Consider the following 15125-nt stretch of genomic DNA (forward strand, 5'->3'; position numbering starts at 1 on the left):
TATGGACTTTCCGCATCTCGCTCAGAAGCTTCAGCAGGTAGCAATGCTCGATGGCCCTGAGCGCATCATGTATTGCGATAACCCGCTCTGGATCAAGACTAACACTAGCGAAACATTCATCACGGGGATCGAGCGAATGATCCACGCGACGCGAATTGGTAGCCGATCCTGTATGGGGCTCATAGGCATCAGTGGTATCGGAAAGACGAAAATGATTGAGCATGCTGTAACGCGGCTCAATACTCCCGACGCCACATCGATTCTCACCATCGATCTGTCTGACTACGGCCGGCACATTGACTTGCAGCAGGTTTTCCTCAGCCATCTGGGGTTCACGCAGTCGGTAAAATCCCTTTGCACCGCGTCCGGCATCAAACGCATTTCCGAGCGTATCAAAGAGATGAAGCTGGCTGTCTGCATTCTCGATGAAGGCAATGCGCTCGCTGGCGTGAAAAGCATGCTGATCCAGCCCAATTACACATACCTGCGTGCGATGGCGAATCGTGATTTTGGGGTCAGCTTAGTGGTTGCGGGTACAGAAGATTTGAAGGTCTTCTTGGGCATTGATTCTCAACTGCGATCGCGTTTCGGCGTGTGGGAAATCCGCCAGTGGCATGCAGCTGGGGAAGACTTGTCTCGCTTCCTGAAGGCGTTCGTTCGGTTCATGCCGTTGCGCAAGCCATCAACCCTGGATACCTGTGAAATCCAAGAAAGCCTGGTATCGAACTGCCGTGGTAGCACTCGCGATATCGTTTGGGTCTTGATCACCTCCGCCAAGCTGGCCATCGAGACCGGGCATGAATGCATCGACGAAGCGCTGCTGGATGCCTGTTTTGAGGCCCGGCTTCCAGCTTTCCTGGAGTAGCCTTCAACATGGGGCGGCGCTGGATTGGGAGCTCTGCAAACCAAGCGCCGCTTGAAAGCGTACTTGAGTCGATCGGCGAGTATGGAGGGAATACTCATGGCAAGCTGATTATCGTTAGAGGAGAGGCTGGAGCGGGAGCTAGCGCTTTCGCTTCACGTCTCCATTCAATGCTGTTGCGCAAAAACATCCGAGCCGTTTTCGTCCCCCGAGCCCCCTTTAACGCAGACTTTGTTTTTTCTTCCCACTTCTTGAAGTCACTGGGCTTACCCAGCTCTTCTGTTGACATGATCTCAGGCCAGAAAGTCAGGCTGCATTACGAGGCAGCAATCCATCTGCGTCGTTATCAGGCTGTTATCTGCGAAGATGCTCACGATTTTTTTCATAAGCGCCAGATGAAAGTCCAAAACATCTATGGATCCATCCAGCAACTGACCCAACCACCTTACGGCCACTGCGTTGTGCTTTGTGGACTACGCGATCCATTGACTGAAGTGGGGCACGTTGCGCAAGCGATGAAGATTGATGTCGAGTACGTCGATCTGGAGCCAATGCCTTGCGACCCGCACTACCTGGACTTCGTCCGTGACATTGCGACGGTCATGCGGATGGGCAATCCCGGCAACCGTGTTAACACATTCCTACTCTCTCTCAGAGCGAAGGGACGGGCGCTCTTACCGCTACCAGCCAGCGAGCCACGGGAGGTGCTGGTTCGACAATCTACGCTGGCCTCCGTCGGAGCAGATTCCGATCTCGCGACTGAGCAGACTCACCTGGGTGCGTCATCCTTTCTAGCGCTTTATCCTTGCCCCTTGACCTTCTGTGGGCTCGACGTTGGCATTCTGCACGCACACACAAAGGGGTTGGTCGGGAACACCGTGACGGTGGTCAGGGGGCTTATGGCAGCCTCAGTGGCAACTAAGGCTTCCACCTACTTTGACACGTTTGACTCCTACCCGCTGCCACCAAATGATGCGTTTCCGAGCTCACCTGCCCGCTTTGAACGAGCGAAACAGCAGAAGGTGGCACAGGAAACAAAAGGAGCAGAAGGCACTGAAGAAACCAAACAAGCTAAAGAAGCAGAGGCCGCCATTTCATCAATCGGCTCAATCGCCGACGAACTCAGTCACTCAAGCGACGCAGCACTTGATCAACCAGCAGGATCAGAAGATCTTTTAAGCCCTGAAAGCGAACTTGGGTGCGATGACTTATTTAGGCGCCAACCCGACGCATCTGACACTCTACGCGGCATGCAAATCCTACTGCCTTTCGTATTGGGCGAGGATCGGCAGATAGAGGTACAGTTGGAGCTTAACCTTGTCATCCCTATCACACGGACAGATCGGCCAGTCGCTGCGCCGTTTGTCGCTCCTGGAGGAGCTACAGAAAAAGGTCTTTCATTGAGTACTGTGTCGGGCAGCTCAAGCTGTCTTTATAACCAGCGCTCAGCTTCAATCGATTCGCTTACTAGCGGCAGCCGCAAGCAACGCGGGGCATTCTCAGGTTACTTGACGCCACTTCATGACGAAACCTTGGGCTCATGGTTATCACGGAATGCGGCGTCGAGCGCGGTCACTGTCATTCACGATGGATTTCTGGAATGGTGCACCGCGCTGCTGCAGCCTACGGCCACCCCGTTTGCGCTAGCTACCGCTCACGATCTCAGTCAGCTCTCCAGCACCAAGAATGCTGCGGAGCAGGTCGACTATGCAGATGAACACAAACCCTGGAATCCGGAGGTGCTGCTTGGCAGCCCTCGCTCCCAAGATCATGGCCAGGATGCGAGAGACCTTGAGTGCGATGACCTCTACAGGTCTGAGGTCTTCCTGAAGGCGTTCCCTGACCCGACAAGCACCCATGTGACGGAGCGCTTTCGTCTGCCGATCAATGCAGTGGATCAAAATGATAACCGCCGCTTCTGCGCCCAATGCCTAGAGGAAGATGTGGCCGCGATGAGAGCTCCTGCGTTGCGGCGTGCATGGCGTAACAGAGGCTCAGCTCTCTGTGCCGCACATCGCCAGCCAGTATTGCTACAGCAGTTGGAAAAAGGGCACCTGAGCAACTTCACGGGAGGCTGGCAAGCGTATATGCAGCAAACAACGCGAGGGTACTTCGATCATGGGGTAGGGCTGGTTTCTCGCGACCGTTGGGGATACCAAACTGCATCAGCCGAAACTAGAATTTGTCGAATAGTTTTGCGGATTCAGGTTTGGGTGGAATATGCGCCTGTGGTACCTGCGTATATGCGCCCATCCAAATATTCGCTGTACTTCTTGCTTGGCATCTTCTTGTACCAGGGTAACCTTGTTAGCGATGGCGGCGCCGCCCGTTGGTTCCTGGTAGCTGCCCGAGGTTCGAAGTTAAATTCGCATGAGTATGACAAACCAACCGTTGCGCAGATGGTTAAAAATATCGAGTCGGCCCCGCCACGCTCGTTAGCGATTGCTTACTTACTTCTGGGTTCGGCATTTGATCTTATCTCCAAAGAAGAGGTGTGGTTTATACGCCAAACTTTAATATTCACTGCCAGTTCTTTTCCGGTGACGCGCGACGAGCTTAAATTACTAACACGGTGCTTCCAGTCTTATCACCTCGATGCCATCTGGAGCAGCGCACTTCAGAATCTACCCATCGACGATCTCGTTCGACTGGCTTGGTTGCTAAGGGATCGTTAATGACTCTAAATATGAACAAGCGGCGGAGAAAATCTGTTACCTTCAAAAATTATGGAACATCGAAGTGCAGCAGTGGCTCGTTAGAAAGGTAGATCTTCTGATAGTGGTCAAGGTACCCAAGTTGGTACTACTTAGAATCAAAAACAAACAGCTACCTGACCATGCAAGCGCGTTCAATCCTCACGGAGGCAGTGTAGGCGTGAGGAGCTAGGCGATGGGATACACCCATAGGTTGCACCGTTCCCACGGAGACATGGAAGCACGGAGGGTTAAAGGACGCCGAGCGCCGATCGGGTTGAGTCGCTATTTCCCTCTTTGTCACCGTAAAATTTAGCGTGATCGTGCACATCCGCCGTCCAAGAATGCACGACCCAACTGTCAATATATGAGAAAATGTCTATATTCGAGAAGCTCTGACACCACCGAGATAGAGCATTTATGCTTCGGGGAGCGACGGAACAGGGGGCTAGGCGCTGCTATCGAAAAAAACCGCAAGGCCGATATTCTCAAAAATGTTAAATTTAGCGCTCGCTTTAAGCGTCTTTAAGCATAAATTGATAATATGCCATTCACGCATAGCTGGCCCGCCTATGATGGCACTGTATTTCTCATCGGAAAACGGTTCGATCGATTGTTACGGTTTGGTGATGCAATCGCTTTAACTATCTGTTTTAGAAAGATAAATTTAGATGGGCGTCTATGATCATCTGTTGTGGGATGGCCAATGAATAGCAAAACGTCCGTCCGTCGCGTCAGGAAGTCTTTGGTCTTTCCACGGGAAAAGTTAATTACTTGATTATACAGGCTTTTATGTTTTGCGACACGCATGCTAAACGCTACTGTCGGCTTTGAGCGGTGCATTTCATGCGCTACACTCAAGTCAAGTCCGAGCGGGCAGGCAGCTATGAATCGACCCCATACGTTTGTAAGGCACCTACAAATTAAGAGTTTGCTGGCACGAATTGACAGCGACATGCATGCGCTTGAGACCAGCGATGTCAACTATCAACTGGATCGGGCATTCAGTGCCGAGCTTGATGAGCTAATAAGCCGATACGGGTACACGGATCAGGAAGTAGTGGAGCTGGTAGAGCTCGTTGAGGCTCATGAAACTCACGGCAGTGATGGTATAAAAGTGCTGATAGATCGCATCTCTCCGGGCATTGACACTAGCGCAGGTGATGAGGCGTGAGGTATGTAACTCTCAATGGCACGCCTGCCGTCCTGTCAGGTTTCGCAGTTGCCACTTGTGGGCTATACGATCGCGCGGGCGAGGATAATCAACGAGTCGGTGTTTATTATAGGGGGGATAGGTGATGACTGCGATCATGGATTACTTAGCGCTTATGGGGAAGCTAAAGAAAATCGAAGATGACACTTCTCTAGATAGGGACGCCCGATTCTATCAGGAATTTGTAGCGTTGAAAGCCCGATACAGTTTTAGTGCTACAGATGTTCTCAGATTATTGAGGCCAGCGGCGTCGGTCTCTGCGCCCTCACTGGTTGAAGATCTGTTCGAAGCACTCTTATCAGAAGAGAAGTTGAAGGCCGCTGCGAATTCAACTACAAAACCGTTGCGCCGGTATCGAAACCCTCACACCGGAGAAGTCGTGGAAACCCGGGGCTCAAATCATGGCCGCCTTAAAGAGTGGAAAACGCAATATGGTGCAGATGTGCTGCCTAGTTGGAGAGAGTTATAATTGTCCAAGTAGAGTCTCCTCTAGTCACCCTTCGCGTCATAGCACCCCGGCTGGGCTTCTCCTATGGTTCATATTTGCTGATCTTTAAACCAGCTTTATGGCCCGAAGCGCCGCTGAGGCTCTACATAACGTCACGTATTGCCTTCTCGACGTTCTCCTCAATACGGGCCCCTCTACCGAGGGGGCGGCCTACCTACACGGCTAATAAGATGGCCCGGCGGTCAGGGCGGGCTTTTTGCAACGGCTAGAATCTTCCCTGTGTAGATGGGATGCGAAGCAGTTTTCGACATCTGGCATTACTCCCCGATAGGTTCTACGTGCCAGAGTCGGAAGCTGATGCGGATGCGGATGCCGCACAGTTCGGCATCGACCATAAGACAACGAGGGAGGGCTCCAAGACTGCATTGCTGTTTAACCAGAAGCTCCGCCAATCACGGCTGACGATCTTCGAACTCAACCAGCCCAAACCCGGCATGGCTCTTTTGAAAGCAAAAATATTCAGATGTGTTTCTGGACACTGGAGCACGGTTACGTGACCGCAGTCGTAGAGCGAAGCGAGTTGGATAGATATGGGCGCGATTGACCGGCAATATAACGGCGGAAGGAACCGGTTGAATGATGGCTCGTACAGCATTCTGGCAGGGGCTGATGAAGGGGGCGATGGCGTAGACGATAAGACGGACGAGAGTAGGGCAGGCGTCGCCTCACTTATGTTTCCTGGAATCAATCACAAAACCCAAAGCAATTTGGATCTGTCCAGGCACGGCCCGCACCTCTGTGATGCAACAACGAATCTAGACCACTTGTTTGCGACCAAACGAAAGCAGCCCCTTGGGTTAAGGGGCTGCTCGGGGTCGCTGGTTTGGGAAGCGGATGAGCTAGTAGATAATGAATCACAGCTGGTCGCGCGAGCTAAATCCAGCGAAGCGTTGGTTGAAACCAGCAATGCGGCCTTCATGGGTAGCCGTACGCTGCTGACCTGTGTAGATGGGATGCGAGGCGCTCGATACATCCAACGCAACGTAGGGGTAGGTATTCCCGTCACTGTGCTTTTGCACCCTGTTGGTGTTGGCGGTAGAGCCGATAAGAAAGAAGGCATCGGCAGCAGTATCGTGAAACAGCACTTCTCGATAATTCGAATTCGTATTGGATTTCATGATGCTCTCCGTTTTCCAGATAACTATGTCAATTCGATGCCGGTATCAGCGCCGCAATTGAAAGCGTCCGTTGACTGCTTGATTCAAATCATCGTGCATCTCTGGCGTCATGTAGAATCGATTCAGATGATGGAGATAATCTCAAGGGGCAATATGCGGGTTAGCTCAAAGTCTTAATAAGGGACAGTTCGGCTTGCTTGAGTAAAGAAGGCCAAAGCTGGTGACTAATTTATCTAGGGGCGCCGGCGGATGGCCTCCTGTGCATGATGGATTGGTGTCTAGCAGACGGAACGCCGCTGGAGCTAGGCAAGTTGCCTGGCCATACATTCGGCAAGTCGTGAGATAAAATGGATTTTGAGCAGCTTCAGGATCTAGCACGCGGTTTGTTTTGGCAACGTGTCGAGCCTGCGGCGCAATCACGTTTTTTAAAAATCGACAGTAGAGGCCTAAGCTTGCTGCCGCAGCCAATCTGTTGGTGGCGATGCGGGGCGAATCAGCCCTGTGGCTGTCGCGGTATCGATCAGAGCTGCGCCGGGTTGGCCGGGCGATTAGAGTGCGGGTCTTCGGGGGAGCGGGCACGACACTGGCCTAGGTGATGGAAAAATCAGGGAGGCCAGCATTGGTTCGAGTGGTCGATTTTTGGCTATTTGAAGATCAGCGGATCATTCTGCCTTGCTCAACAACGGTGCTGTTGGTGCGGCTCCACATTGCTTTCCATGGATCCCGTCATATTTTTTGACCAGATCCAAGCTGGCGTTGTATGCCGACGTCATCAAGTCAGCGTTGGTTGCGGCTTCGGCGTCATAGCAGTACAGGTATCGATCGCACTGACGAATGCAAGCCGTGCATGTCTGTATTTATCCCGGTGAGGTACGTCAACCCCTGGCTATCGTGCATTTGAAGAACGAGGAGGATTTCTTCGACAACCGAATCTTCAAGTTCGTGGAAGTGCTCAACGGTGTCGGTGCTTTGGAGGCTGGCTTCTATAAGCGGATCAAATACGGTACCGACGATGATCTCAGGATCAAGCCGATTCGGGACGGCTTCAGCCGTGGCCTGGCCGACCTCATGCTCGCAGATTATGCAGAAATGGTCTGGATCGGATCGGATGGCGAAGTCCACGTCGACTCGCGCATCGTCAGAAAAATGGTGAGAGACGAAGTCAGCGATCTGATGATCTTTGAGGCGAAAATGAGCTTCCGGGTTTGATCGTAAACGCCTGGAATTAACAACGTGGCTCTGGTGGTGGCGAGCTATCTGGGCTTTGCTCAAGCTGGCCACCGACCGACCGACCGATCGACCGACCGCCTGGCTTGACTGTATGTGAGTGACCCAGTCCTCCCCAGACAGCTAGACCATGATCATAAGGCTGGTGCGGGGTGACCGAAGCCCCATCTTGACCAAGACACGTCCTGGATCCGCCGGCAGTGGTAGCCTAAGGCTTCAATTGAGTTGGCGTAGGGTAGGGTAGGGTAGGTCAGTGAAAGCAGAGATCAAAAACAAGCTCGCGATCGGCAAGCGGAACGAATTTGCCATCTGGGGATACTTGCTCGGGGAAGTATTTGACGTGTTCCCATCGCTGGTTGACGACAAGGGCATCGATGGGATCGTCGGGCATGAAGGTCGCTATTTCGAAGTCCAAATCAAGAGTGGGGAAAACTGGAATAATCAGCGAGGGCTTAGTCGTGCTGCCGTCAGCGTGAATCCTGATCGTATTTTCTTGATCTATAACACTCTCGAGGACGAGGTTCGATATTTCACAGGCCGGCAGATTCTAGATGAGGCTGAATGGCAAAAGTCCATTGACTACAGCATTTCCCAAATCAAGCTTCCCAAGCGGATGCTGGAAAAGTATCAGGCCCATGACTGGGCCGGATTCTTCGCGTACCTGAGGTCTTAGCATCGGGGATGATCTGCTCTCAGGTAGCTACATCTTCAAAAACTGGCTCATGTCCAGAAAGGCCTTTGGGCGATCGCTTCATAAGCCGGGTAAATCAGCGAACTGGTTCGGTACATCTGCTCTCTGACCGAGCTGCATTTTCCATACAGGAGGTCGTTTTGGTTGACGCTGTGATGATTGAGCGAATTCTCTGTGTGGTCGACAGGTGCCTGAGAGGCCAGTTTCCTGACGACTACCATAAGCGGTGCATGTACGCGTCTTTCGGGATTCACAGGCTTCTCAAGGCGTTGGGGCACAGTCCTGCCGTCGTGGGCGGAAACTTCGGAGCCTTTCTTGTATCGCGAGACGAACGTAGCGCCTCGATCCAAGGGTACGCATCCGACGCTGGAGAGCATTCCCACTATTGGGTTGAGCTCAACGGCTTCATCATTGACCTTGGCCCTTACTACTTGCCTGTGGAGTCGAGCTTTCCTGCTTCGGAGGTTCCAGCAGTGTTCTGGGATACCGGTTATGAACTGCCTAGAGGGTTGGTATATCGCGCAGTAGCTCGTTATGAATCGACAGAAACGGCTCATCTTGAGCCGCATATTGTTGAGAAAATGGAGCCCTTTCTTGCCGCATGCCACGCCCGGATGTCCAAGCCACTGGTTAAGCCCAAGATTGGGAAGTGGCTTGTTACCACGCCTTCGTCCATTCAAAGGGCAGCGGGTAAGGGCGACCAGTGGGCGAGGGCCGCAATTCGCTATGAGTCTATGCCTCCCGGGCGCCTTCCCTTTTGAGTCATATCTTCCTTGTGAATCAAAAGCCCCGAGCCTCTTCGATCCCGGACAACTTGCGTTATCAGGTAGGCTTTCAGCGCGATGTCAGCCTTGGGAGATCAGATATGCCGTCAGAAGGGGATCGGGTCATCGAACACCGGGTCGTATGATGCTCTGGGCATTTGAGGGGCGGGTAATGGCGACACCACGAAGAGGTTGACGATGTCTTCTCTGTCCATGAAAAGAATCTGGCTCCGCTTGGATTGATCGAGCTTGTTACCGATCCAGTTGCGAGCCGCTTTGGTGATTTCACCCCCGGCAACGATGAAGGCGTGATCGACGAGGACTCGTCTACTGAGCTCCGAGTCGAAGATCTCATGGCCCAGCATCATGAGTACTTGGTTGTGTATTTCAGCGACGTTGGCCTGGCTGCCCTTGGTCACACTTGAAGAGTCCAGCTTCCCTTTTTTTACCTGAATTCCGAAGTACAGGACATGTTGGGTAGGCAGGACGAATTTCATCCAGATGTCTTTCCCGTATTCCAGGGCTTTGTCCTTGTGCCCGGCTGAGGTTATCCGGGCAAAGCCAAGCTGACGGAAGAGGGGAAGCAGGACGTGCTCGATAAGGTCGTCTTCGGAGCATTGGTCGAGGTACTCGATTAGCCGGTTCTTCTTCTCCGTTTCTGCCGCCGTGAGAGGCCGGTGGGGGCTTGCCGATTCGCTCGCTACCGTGCCGCTTCCGACATGTCGGACATAGCATTGGTCATCGTCACCGTAGAAGGCTTCAAACCCTTCACGCTTGATCGCGCCGTTGAGTGCCTTGAGAGCCAGCAGGCGGGGTGGCTTCTCGTTGTGGGCATCCTCGGCGTCCATCAGCAGGCGGATTACACGCAACATGGCATCCGGCGGCATCTGGGCGTTTGTTGAAGGGAAGTCGAGGAGTTTTTCCAGGGCGTTGGCCACCCAGAATCGACGAGTTCCGCCATCATGGACGAGGTCGGTGTCCGCATCCTTGAAGAAGCGTGTCAGGTTGGGGCCGCTGAGGTACTGAAAATAGCTTTCAGTGTTGTCGCCGCAGATCATCACTGCGATCTGCTCCAAAGTTTTGGTCTTCCATTTCATCCTTCGTCCCACCCGTTGACCAATCAAACGACTTTGCGAACAATGTGGCCAGCCGGCGTATCCCTCGGGCCGGGCTAACCGGCTTCTAGAGCCATACTGCGCATCCTCTGAGGATCATACGTGAAAGGTACGGAGGTCGGATGGGTGTATAGGGCAACTGATCCACCCACCGACGCAGTGCGGTCAGGCCGATATTCATGTTGGCGCAGACATCTTGGACAGACTTATTCTCGTCCAACACCAAGGCGGCAGCCTTGAGCTTGACCTCGGTGGAGCAGGAAACCCGCATGGCTTTAGTCAATTTACACCTCTGATTTGGGCGCCATCATAGCGCCCGATGAAGGTGTCCAGAATCATTAGGCCAGTTCAGGATCCTTCCTGCAAAAGTGACCGCGGGAGATTTGCATCCGAACAAGCGTGCTTCCTTGGGGGCGGTCATCGGAGGCAATCACCGGTTCAGGTATGACGATAAAGGTAACAGTACTACTCGTTTCGCAGATACGCCCCGCGAGGTTTTACCCTACCTGAGCGGCGAAGCACCTGACCACTGGGCCAAAAGCTCTCTCCCGGATATCAGGCTCTCGTAAGCGCTCCATCGCAACCGGGAGGCCGTCTTGCTCACGCTATCGTCCAAAGACGAAGGCACATCTGTAGTGAATTTTGTGCTCGTTATTTTCAAGTATAGAGCCTGAAGGGTGCCATCAAGACCGTAAGCGAGTGGGGGAACTTAAGAATGAGGGGCGCATCAGCCTCTATCGTCAGCATAAGTCTTTTTGTTCGAACATGAGGCGAAGTTCGTCAGCGTTTTACTCAGTTTTTTCATGCCCAAGCACAGCCTTCTCAGATCCCATCGGGTTCAAAACTGTTTTGCATCTATGCCCAGACAACCCCACATCTATTTCTAACTGTAGGGGGGCGGAGTCAGCAACTTTCGGAGCGTCAGTGAATTTTAAAGGCCTAGTTTGGTTAGGCGCCTAACCCGCTCGATGCCATGATAAAACCTCCAGCTACCACCACCAGCGAAATACAACAGGATGGACGTAATGCATCAACTTAAACGACTGCTAGAACAGGCAAAGCTGCGTGTAGAATCGCCATTGGCACGTAAAATAGCCGCGTGGGTACTTCTGCCGTTGGTCATGGTCGGGATTGCCAATTCTTCGCGGCAAGTTTGCCTTGCCACTCTCGATTTATTGCGTGAGCAAGGATGGAAAGCTTGGCCTTTTGCGTTCGGATGTTTAACTGTGGTTGTTGTTACTCGTTTTGCCCGAAGAGTAATACGAAATTTGAAGCAGCAGTATCCACTGATCCGTCTTTAACTGCCGTGCGGCAAGATCTCGGCGATGCTTCGCCGAGGTCGTCACGCAACGCGAAGCCAATTACCAGAGGCTGTTTGTTGCTTTGGTATTACCCAACATCACCCCCAAAGCAGTCCGGTCTCGTCTGAAGTCAGCCATCAATTAATTTCTTGGCCGCAGCCAACACTTCCCCCCGCTGCCCCTTCTTCAATTTATGAAATAAGGCAACCAGCTCAGCCTCATCATCCTGCTCGCAGTAAAAGAAAGCCACTGGGTAACCACAGGCCTCAGCGATCTGTTTGACCGTCCCCACGCCAGGCTCGTGAACACCTTTCTCATATTGGTTCATCCTTGCGCTGGCAGAAGCCTCTTCGATCCCTGCGAGAATCCCCAGCCTTTCCTGAAAGAGACCCACCGCCTTCCTGGCCTGATTAAGACGCTTACCAAAAATCGTCATTTCTCTTTTGCCCAAAAGCTAAGAGATTCTTAGATTTGAATTTACGTCGTGCTAAGACTTACTTAGGATTTCGCCGTAATGGCGTTTTGATGTCAAAAAATTAATGGCCAAGGATGCGTGTGATGTCAGAAGTAACAGTTGTCAGCGGAAAGCTGGAAGTGGTTGGGCCATCTCAGGACAAACCAGACGGTAGTGAATACACCTACCTTCGCATTGCCCAGAACGACGGAAGCACGAAACTTGTGAAAAAGGTAGGGGTAGGGCAGCTCGTTCAGTCCTACGTGCGGCCAGGCATCGAAGGTGAATTTTACTTCGTGAAGCTGGGGCGACTTGGCTACATTTTGTTTGCAATCAAAAAGTCTGACGGCCAGAAAATCTATGAAGAAAATGGATTCAAGACGTGGATCAGCAAGATGCGATTGAGCGCCGGCGTGCTTGCGTTGCTTTTCATTCCGCTCAGCTTCGTTGGACTGTTGATGGGCGGATGGATGGGATTGGTCGTACCGATCGGCTTTATCTACGTGATGTGGAAGCTGGCGTTCTCATTTCCGAAAGTGTTGAAAGAAAGCTTTCTGAAAGGGCAGTTGAATCAGCTTGGATTTGCTAACTGAATATCCGAAACAAAGACTCGCTTTGACAGCGCCAGCCCGGATCGGGAGCTCTGGCTGAAGTGCTGACTCAATTCTTATCGTTCCTAACTATTTCACAGGCGCGGCGGTGCTGATTTACCCAAAACGCAGCTACTGCCGCCAAAACGAAAGCGCTTGTCGACCTTCTGCTAGAACACATGCCGATGCGCTATAAGGTTTAACACGTATACGCGAGTGAAGGGGCCGCGCCGAAAACGTTGCCAACAGAACTCGCTTCCTGTCTGCCAAATATCATCAAAAGGCTCAGCCAATGGCACCTATAAAGTTGATTCCATTTGGTGTCAGTTGTCTTCTTTCTTCTGCAAGCGCCGGGTAACTGTCGACTTAGCCACACCAAGGATCCGGGCGACCTGCGCCTGAGAATTCCCTTCCTCCAAAAGCTTGACGATTTTTTGCTTCAAATCAGCTGACTCAACTACTCGCGGATGATCCGTCTTGCTCGGCTGCGCCGGGATTTCTGAATCCAACAAGCCAAACGATTCGAGGTCATCGTGAGCACGCTGGAGAACAGAACGCGGCGACTCCCTATTCTCAGACGCATACACAAGCGCTAAGAAAGAGAGAGGCTCCAGATTCAGTGCTTGGGCGAGCTCTTTGCTTTTCTCAAGAGAAACAGATCTTTGTGCTGACTCTAATCTGCTCACGTGGGATGGGTCGGTCTGCTTGGAGATGTCCAGTTGAGATAATCGCTGGTGGGCCCGCAGGAATTGCAGCGCTGCTGCAAAGGCGTTGCGAAGCGACATTTTAGACGTTCCTGTAAAACAAAACGGTATGCCGCGATTGCATCGTTGCGCACAAATGCTTATAGTCATTCGACGACAACGATTGCGTCGTCGAGCGAGTTGCTCGGTAGCCCGCGACGGCGAACATCGATGGATTGGCCGAATCCATGAGGCTCGCCATTGGTTGCCCGTTAAGGAATTAGATATCTATCAATATATATGTAAATCGAGAAATCGCCGGGTTTAGTCGATCTATTTCGGCTCTCCGGTTCCCCTTACAAAACTGTCCTATATCCCGCTAAATCGAGTTGCGTGACGTAATGAAAATCCAGATCTACTCAGACCTTCATCTTGAATTTTGCGAGTTTCAACCGCCCAACGTAAATGCAGATGCTGTCATTTTGGCGGGTGACATCGACGTCCTTGCCCGAGGCGTGACCTGGGCCAACGAGACGTTTTCGTGCCCCGTGATTTATGTTTGCGGTAACCATGAATATTACAAAGGTCACATCGACAAAACGCTGAAAAAAATGAAAGACGCAGCCGCGCCCCATGTCCACGTACTCGAAAACGAAGTATTTGTTTGGCAGCAAATTCGTTTTCTTGGAACAACAGCCTGGACTGATTTTTCATCGACCGGCGATGCAGTCGCAGCCAGCAATTTGGCGTGGGAGTGGATGAATGATTTCAGATTGATTCGGGCAGATTCTACCTTTCGACGCTTGCACCCGGATGACCTTGTCACCCGAAACAAAAAGTCTCGCGCCTGGCTAACTCAAGAACTGGAAAAACCATTTTCTGGCCCGACTGTTGTCGTGACTCACCACTCTCCAACGCCTGCGGTTGTCGGCGACAAGCATGATGGACATTTGACTGCCGCGTACACAAACCACTGGCCTGAGTTAATTGAAAAGGCGGATGTGTGGGTGTTCGGACACACGCATCAAGCTGTTGATATTGAGCTTGTGGGCTGCCGGATCATCTCGAATCCACGAGGTTACCCAGGAGAGAGCACTGGGTTTAAAGAGGGCTTGGAGGTGCATATTCAATGACCTTTATTTTGCAGGATCGGAATGACCCAAGGTATAGCCGGTACCGGATCAAAACTTTTGGAGCGACCATGGCTGACTTCAGGTTTTCGCGTCTGCCTACCGTCGTTCAAAGAGCTCGGGAGGCAATTCCTGATTATGACGTTGTTGGATTTTTGGCTTGTGCACTTGAGCGGCCGCCGAGGATGACTGGGCTGATGTTTTGTGATCATTGCAATCGATTTCCCGAAGGACTGCCTGTGCATACACCTCCGATTGAAAAAAGATCGCACCGCGACGGATACATGGTCGTCCAAGTGGAGGGAGGAGGGCTATATGTGGTCGCACATTGGTGGTTTGAGAATGGTGCTCTCGGGCCGTTTCACTCAGTCCAATGAATATGAAGACAAGAAAAGAGGCTCTTGCCTCTCGGATACTCACCCAGGCCGACGCGCCAGTAGTACCACGCGTAGTCGCAGCAGCCATGAGGATCAATTTCGGCGAGCCTATTACGGCATACCTTTGCCATGCCCGACTTCACGGATATTGCGCGGTAGGCCTGGTTTTTGGAGATCGCTTTGGAAGGTTTGCCGACGGCAACGCTATCCATACTTCAAGCGTCTTGAGCAGAACCATGATCAGCGGCTATAGCGTCATTGAAACATTCAATAGTCGTTACGTCATTTGCACTTGGGCCACCGAGGAATTTGGGCCACGGTTCTTGGGGGCTACGCACTGACGTACCCCTTGGAGACGGAAGAGTCGATCTCACTCCATGAGCTTCTTGATCCATTTTG

General features: G+C 52.1%; 13 protein-coding genes. 8 read left to right on the forward strand and 5 right to left on the reverse strand.

The features are described 5' to 3' along the window. Position 1 precedes the first annotated feature (1 nt). From RHM59_RS04445 to RHM59_RS04455, 3 genes are all read left to right on the forward strand, one after another. Complete coding sequence (locus RHM59_RS04445; RefSeq protein WP_322170338.1) at positions 2 to 865, forward strand: ATP-binding protein; 864 nt, start codon at positions 2 to 4, stop codon at positions 863 to 865. Positions 866 to 873: 8 nt separating this feature from the next. Then, positions 874 to 3537, forward strand: a complete 2664-nt coding sequence (locus RHM59_RS04450) for a TniQ family protein (protein WP_322170335.1) — start codon at positions 874 to 876, stop codon at positions 3535 to 3537. Between the two features lie 1316 nt (positions 3538 to 4853). After that, positions 4854 to 5237 (forward strand): histone-like nucleoid-structuring protein, MvaT/MvaU family, encoded by a 384-nt coding sequence (locus tag RHM59_RS04455; protein WP_322170330.1) that lies wholly within the window; start codon positions 4854 to 4856, stop codon positions 5235 to 5237. A gap of 893 nt (positions 5238 to 6130) precedes the next feature. On the opposite strand, the gene RHM59_RS04460 is transcribed toward RHM59_RS04455, so the two are convergent. Further along, the gene (locus RHM59_RS04460; RefSeq protein WP_322170327.1) at positions 6131 to 6394 is read right to left on the reverse strand and encodes a type B 50S ribosomal protein L31; all 264 of its coding nucleotides are present in this window, start codon (positions 6392 to 6394) and stop codon (positions 6131 to 6133) included. A gap of 834 nt (positions 6395 to 7228) precedes the next feature. Here RHM59_RS04460 and RHM59_RS04465 point away from each other — a divergent pair. Continuing rightward, complete coding sequence (locus RHM59_RS04465) at positions 7229 to 7603, forward strand: hypothetical protein (RefSeq protein WP_322170324.1); 375 nt, start codon at positions 7229 to 7231, stop codon at positions 7601 to 7603. Between the two features lie 271 nt (positions 7604 to 7874). Next, positions 7875 to 8294: a hypothetical protein gene (locus RHM59_RS04470; protein ID WP_322170321.1), complete on the forward strand. Its 420-nt coding sequence runs from the start codon at positions 7875 to 7877 to the stop codon at positions 8292 to 8294. A gap of 889 nt (positions 8295 to 9183) precedes the next feature. Here RHM59_RS04470 and RHM59_RS04475 read toward each other — a convergent pair. Continuing rightward, the gene (locus RHM59_RS04475; protein WP_322170318.1) at positions 9184 to 10173 is read right to left on the reverse strand and encodes a hypothetical protein; all 990 of its coding nucleotides are present in this window, start codon (positions 10171 to 10173) and stop codon (positions 9184 to 9186) included. Positions 10174 to 10258: 85 nt separating this feature from the next. Continuing rightward, the gene (locus RHM59_RS04480; RefSeq protein WP_322170943.1) at positions 10259 to 10462 is read right to left on the reverse strand and encodes a transposase; all 204 of its coding nucleotides are present in this window, start codon (positions 10460 to 10462) and stop codon (positions 10259 to 10261) included. 754 nt (positions 10463 to 11216) lie between these two features. Between RHM59_RS04480 and RHM59_RS04485 the strand changes: the two genes are divergently transcribed. Next, a complete protein-coding gene (locus tag RHM59_RS04485) occupies positions 11217 to 11492 on the forward strand; it encodes a hypothetical protein (protein WP_322170316.1) in 276 nt (91 codons plus the stop codon). 130 nt (positions 11493 to 11622) lie between these two features. Here the strand turns inward: RHM59_RS04485 and RHM59_RS04490 are convergent, their stop codons facing one another. Further along, complete coding sequence (locus RHM59_RS04490) at positions 11623 to 11928, reverse strand: helix-turn-helix transcriptional regulator (protein ID WP_322170314.1); 306 nt, start codon at positions 11926 to 11928, stop codon at positions 11623 to 11625. Between the two features lie 122 nt (positions 11929 to 12050). Between RHM59_RS04490 and RHM59_RS04495 the strand changes: the two genes are divergently transcribed. Further along, the gene (locus tag RHM59_RS04495) at positions 12051 to 12539 is read left to right on the forward strand and encodes a hypothetical protein (RefSeq protein WP_322170311.1); all 489 of its coding nucleotides are present in this window, start codon (positions 12051 to 12053) and stop codon (positions 12537 to 12539) included. 320 nt (positions 12540 to 12859) lie between these two features. Here RHM59_RS04495 and RHM59_RS04500 read toward each other — a convergent pair whose 3' ends face one another. Then, positions 12860 to 13321, reverse strand: a complete 462-nt coding sequence (locus tag RHM59_RS04500; protein ID WP_322170308.1) for a helix-turn-helix domain-containing protein — start codon at positions 13319 to 13321, stop codon at positions 12860 to 12862. A 299-nt stretch (positions 13322 to 13620) separates the two neighbouring features. On the opposite strand from RHM59_RS04500, the gene RHM59_RS04505 reads away from it, so the two are divergent. After that, complete coding sequence (locus RHM59_RS04505) at positions 13621 to 14352, forward strand: metallophosphoesterase (protein ID WP_322170306.1); 732 nt, start codon at positions 13621 to 13623, stop codon at positions 14350 to 14352. The last annotated feature ends 773 nt before the right edge of the window (positions 14353 to 15125 follow it).

Source organism: Pseudomonas sp. MH10 (assembly GCF_034353045.1).
Classification (GTDB): Bacteria; Pseudomonadota; Gammaproteobacteria; order Pseudomonadales; family Pseudomonadaceae; genus Aquipseudomonas.

Bases quoted from the DNA above. Each gene is read 5' to 3' on its own strand.
- RHM59_RS04500 (WP_322170308.1), bottom strand. From the start codon at position 13,321: ATGTCGCTTCGCAACGCCTTTGCAGCAGCGCTGCAATTCCTGCGGGCC.
- RHM59_RS04450 (WP_322170335.1), top strand. From the start codon at position 874: ATGGGGCGGCGCTGGATTGGGAGCTCTGCAAACCAAGCGCCGCTTGAA.
- RHM59_RS04485 (WP_322170316.1), top strand. From the start codon at position 11,217: ATGCATCAACTTAAACGACTGCTAGAACAGGCAAAGCTGCGTGTAGAA.
- RHM59_RS04445 (WP_322170338.1), top strand. From the start codon at position 2: ATGGACTTTCCGCATCTCGCTCAGAAGCTTCAGCAGGTAGCAATGCTC.
- RHM59_RS04495 (WP_322170311.1), top strand. From the start codon at position 12,051: ATGTCAGAAGTAACAGTTGTCAGCGGAAAGCTGGAAGTGGTTGGGCCA.
- RHM59_RS04490 (WP_322170314.1), bottom strand. From the start codon at position 11,928: ATGACGATTTTTGGTAAGCGTCTTAATCAGGCCAGGAAGGCGGTGGGT.
- RHM59_RS04475 (WP_322170318.1), bottom strand. From the start codon at position 10,173: ATGAAATGGAAGACCAAAACTTTGGAGCAGATCGCAGTGATGATCTGC.
- RHM59_RS04480 (WP_322170943.1), bottom strand. From the start codon at position 10,462: ATGCGGGTTTCCTGCTCCACCGAGGTCAAGCTCAAGGCTGCCGCCTTG.
- RHM59_RS04505 (WP_322170306.1), top strand. From the start codon at position 13,621: ATGAAAATCCAGATCTACTCAGACCTTCATCTTGAATTTTGCGAGTTT.
- RHM59_RS04460 (WP_322170327.1), bottom strand. From the start codon at position 6,394: ATGAAATCCAATACGAATTCGAATTATCGAGAAGTGCTGTTTCACGAT.
- RHM59_RS04455 (WP_322170330.1), top strand. From the start codon at position 4,854: ATGACTGCGATCATGGATTACTTAGCGCTTATGGGGAAGCTAAAGAAA.
- RHM59_RS04465 (WP_322170324.1), top strand. From the start codon at position 7,229: ATGCAAGCCGTGCATGTCTGTATTTATCCCGGTGAGGTACGTCAACCC.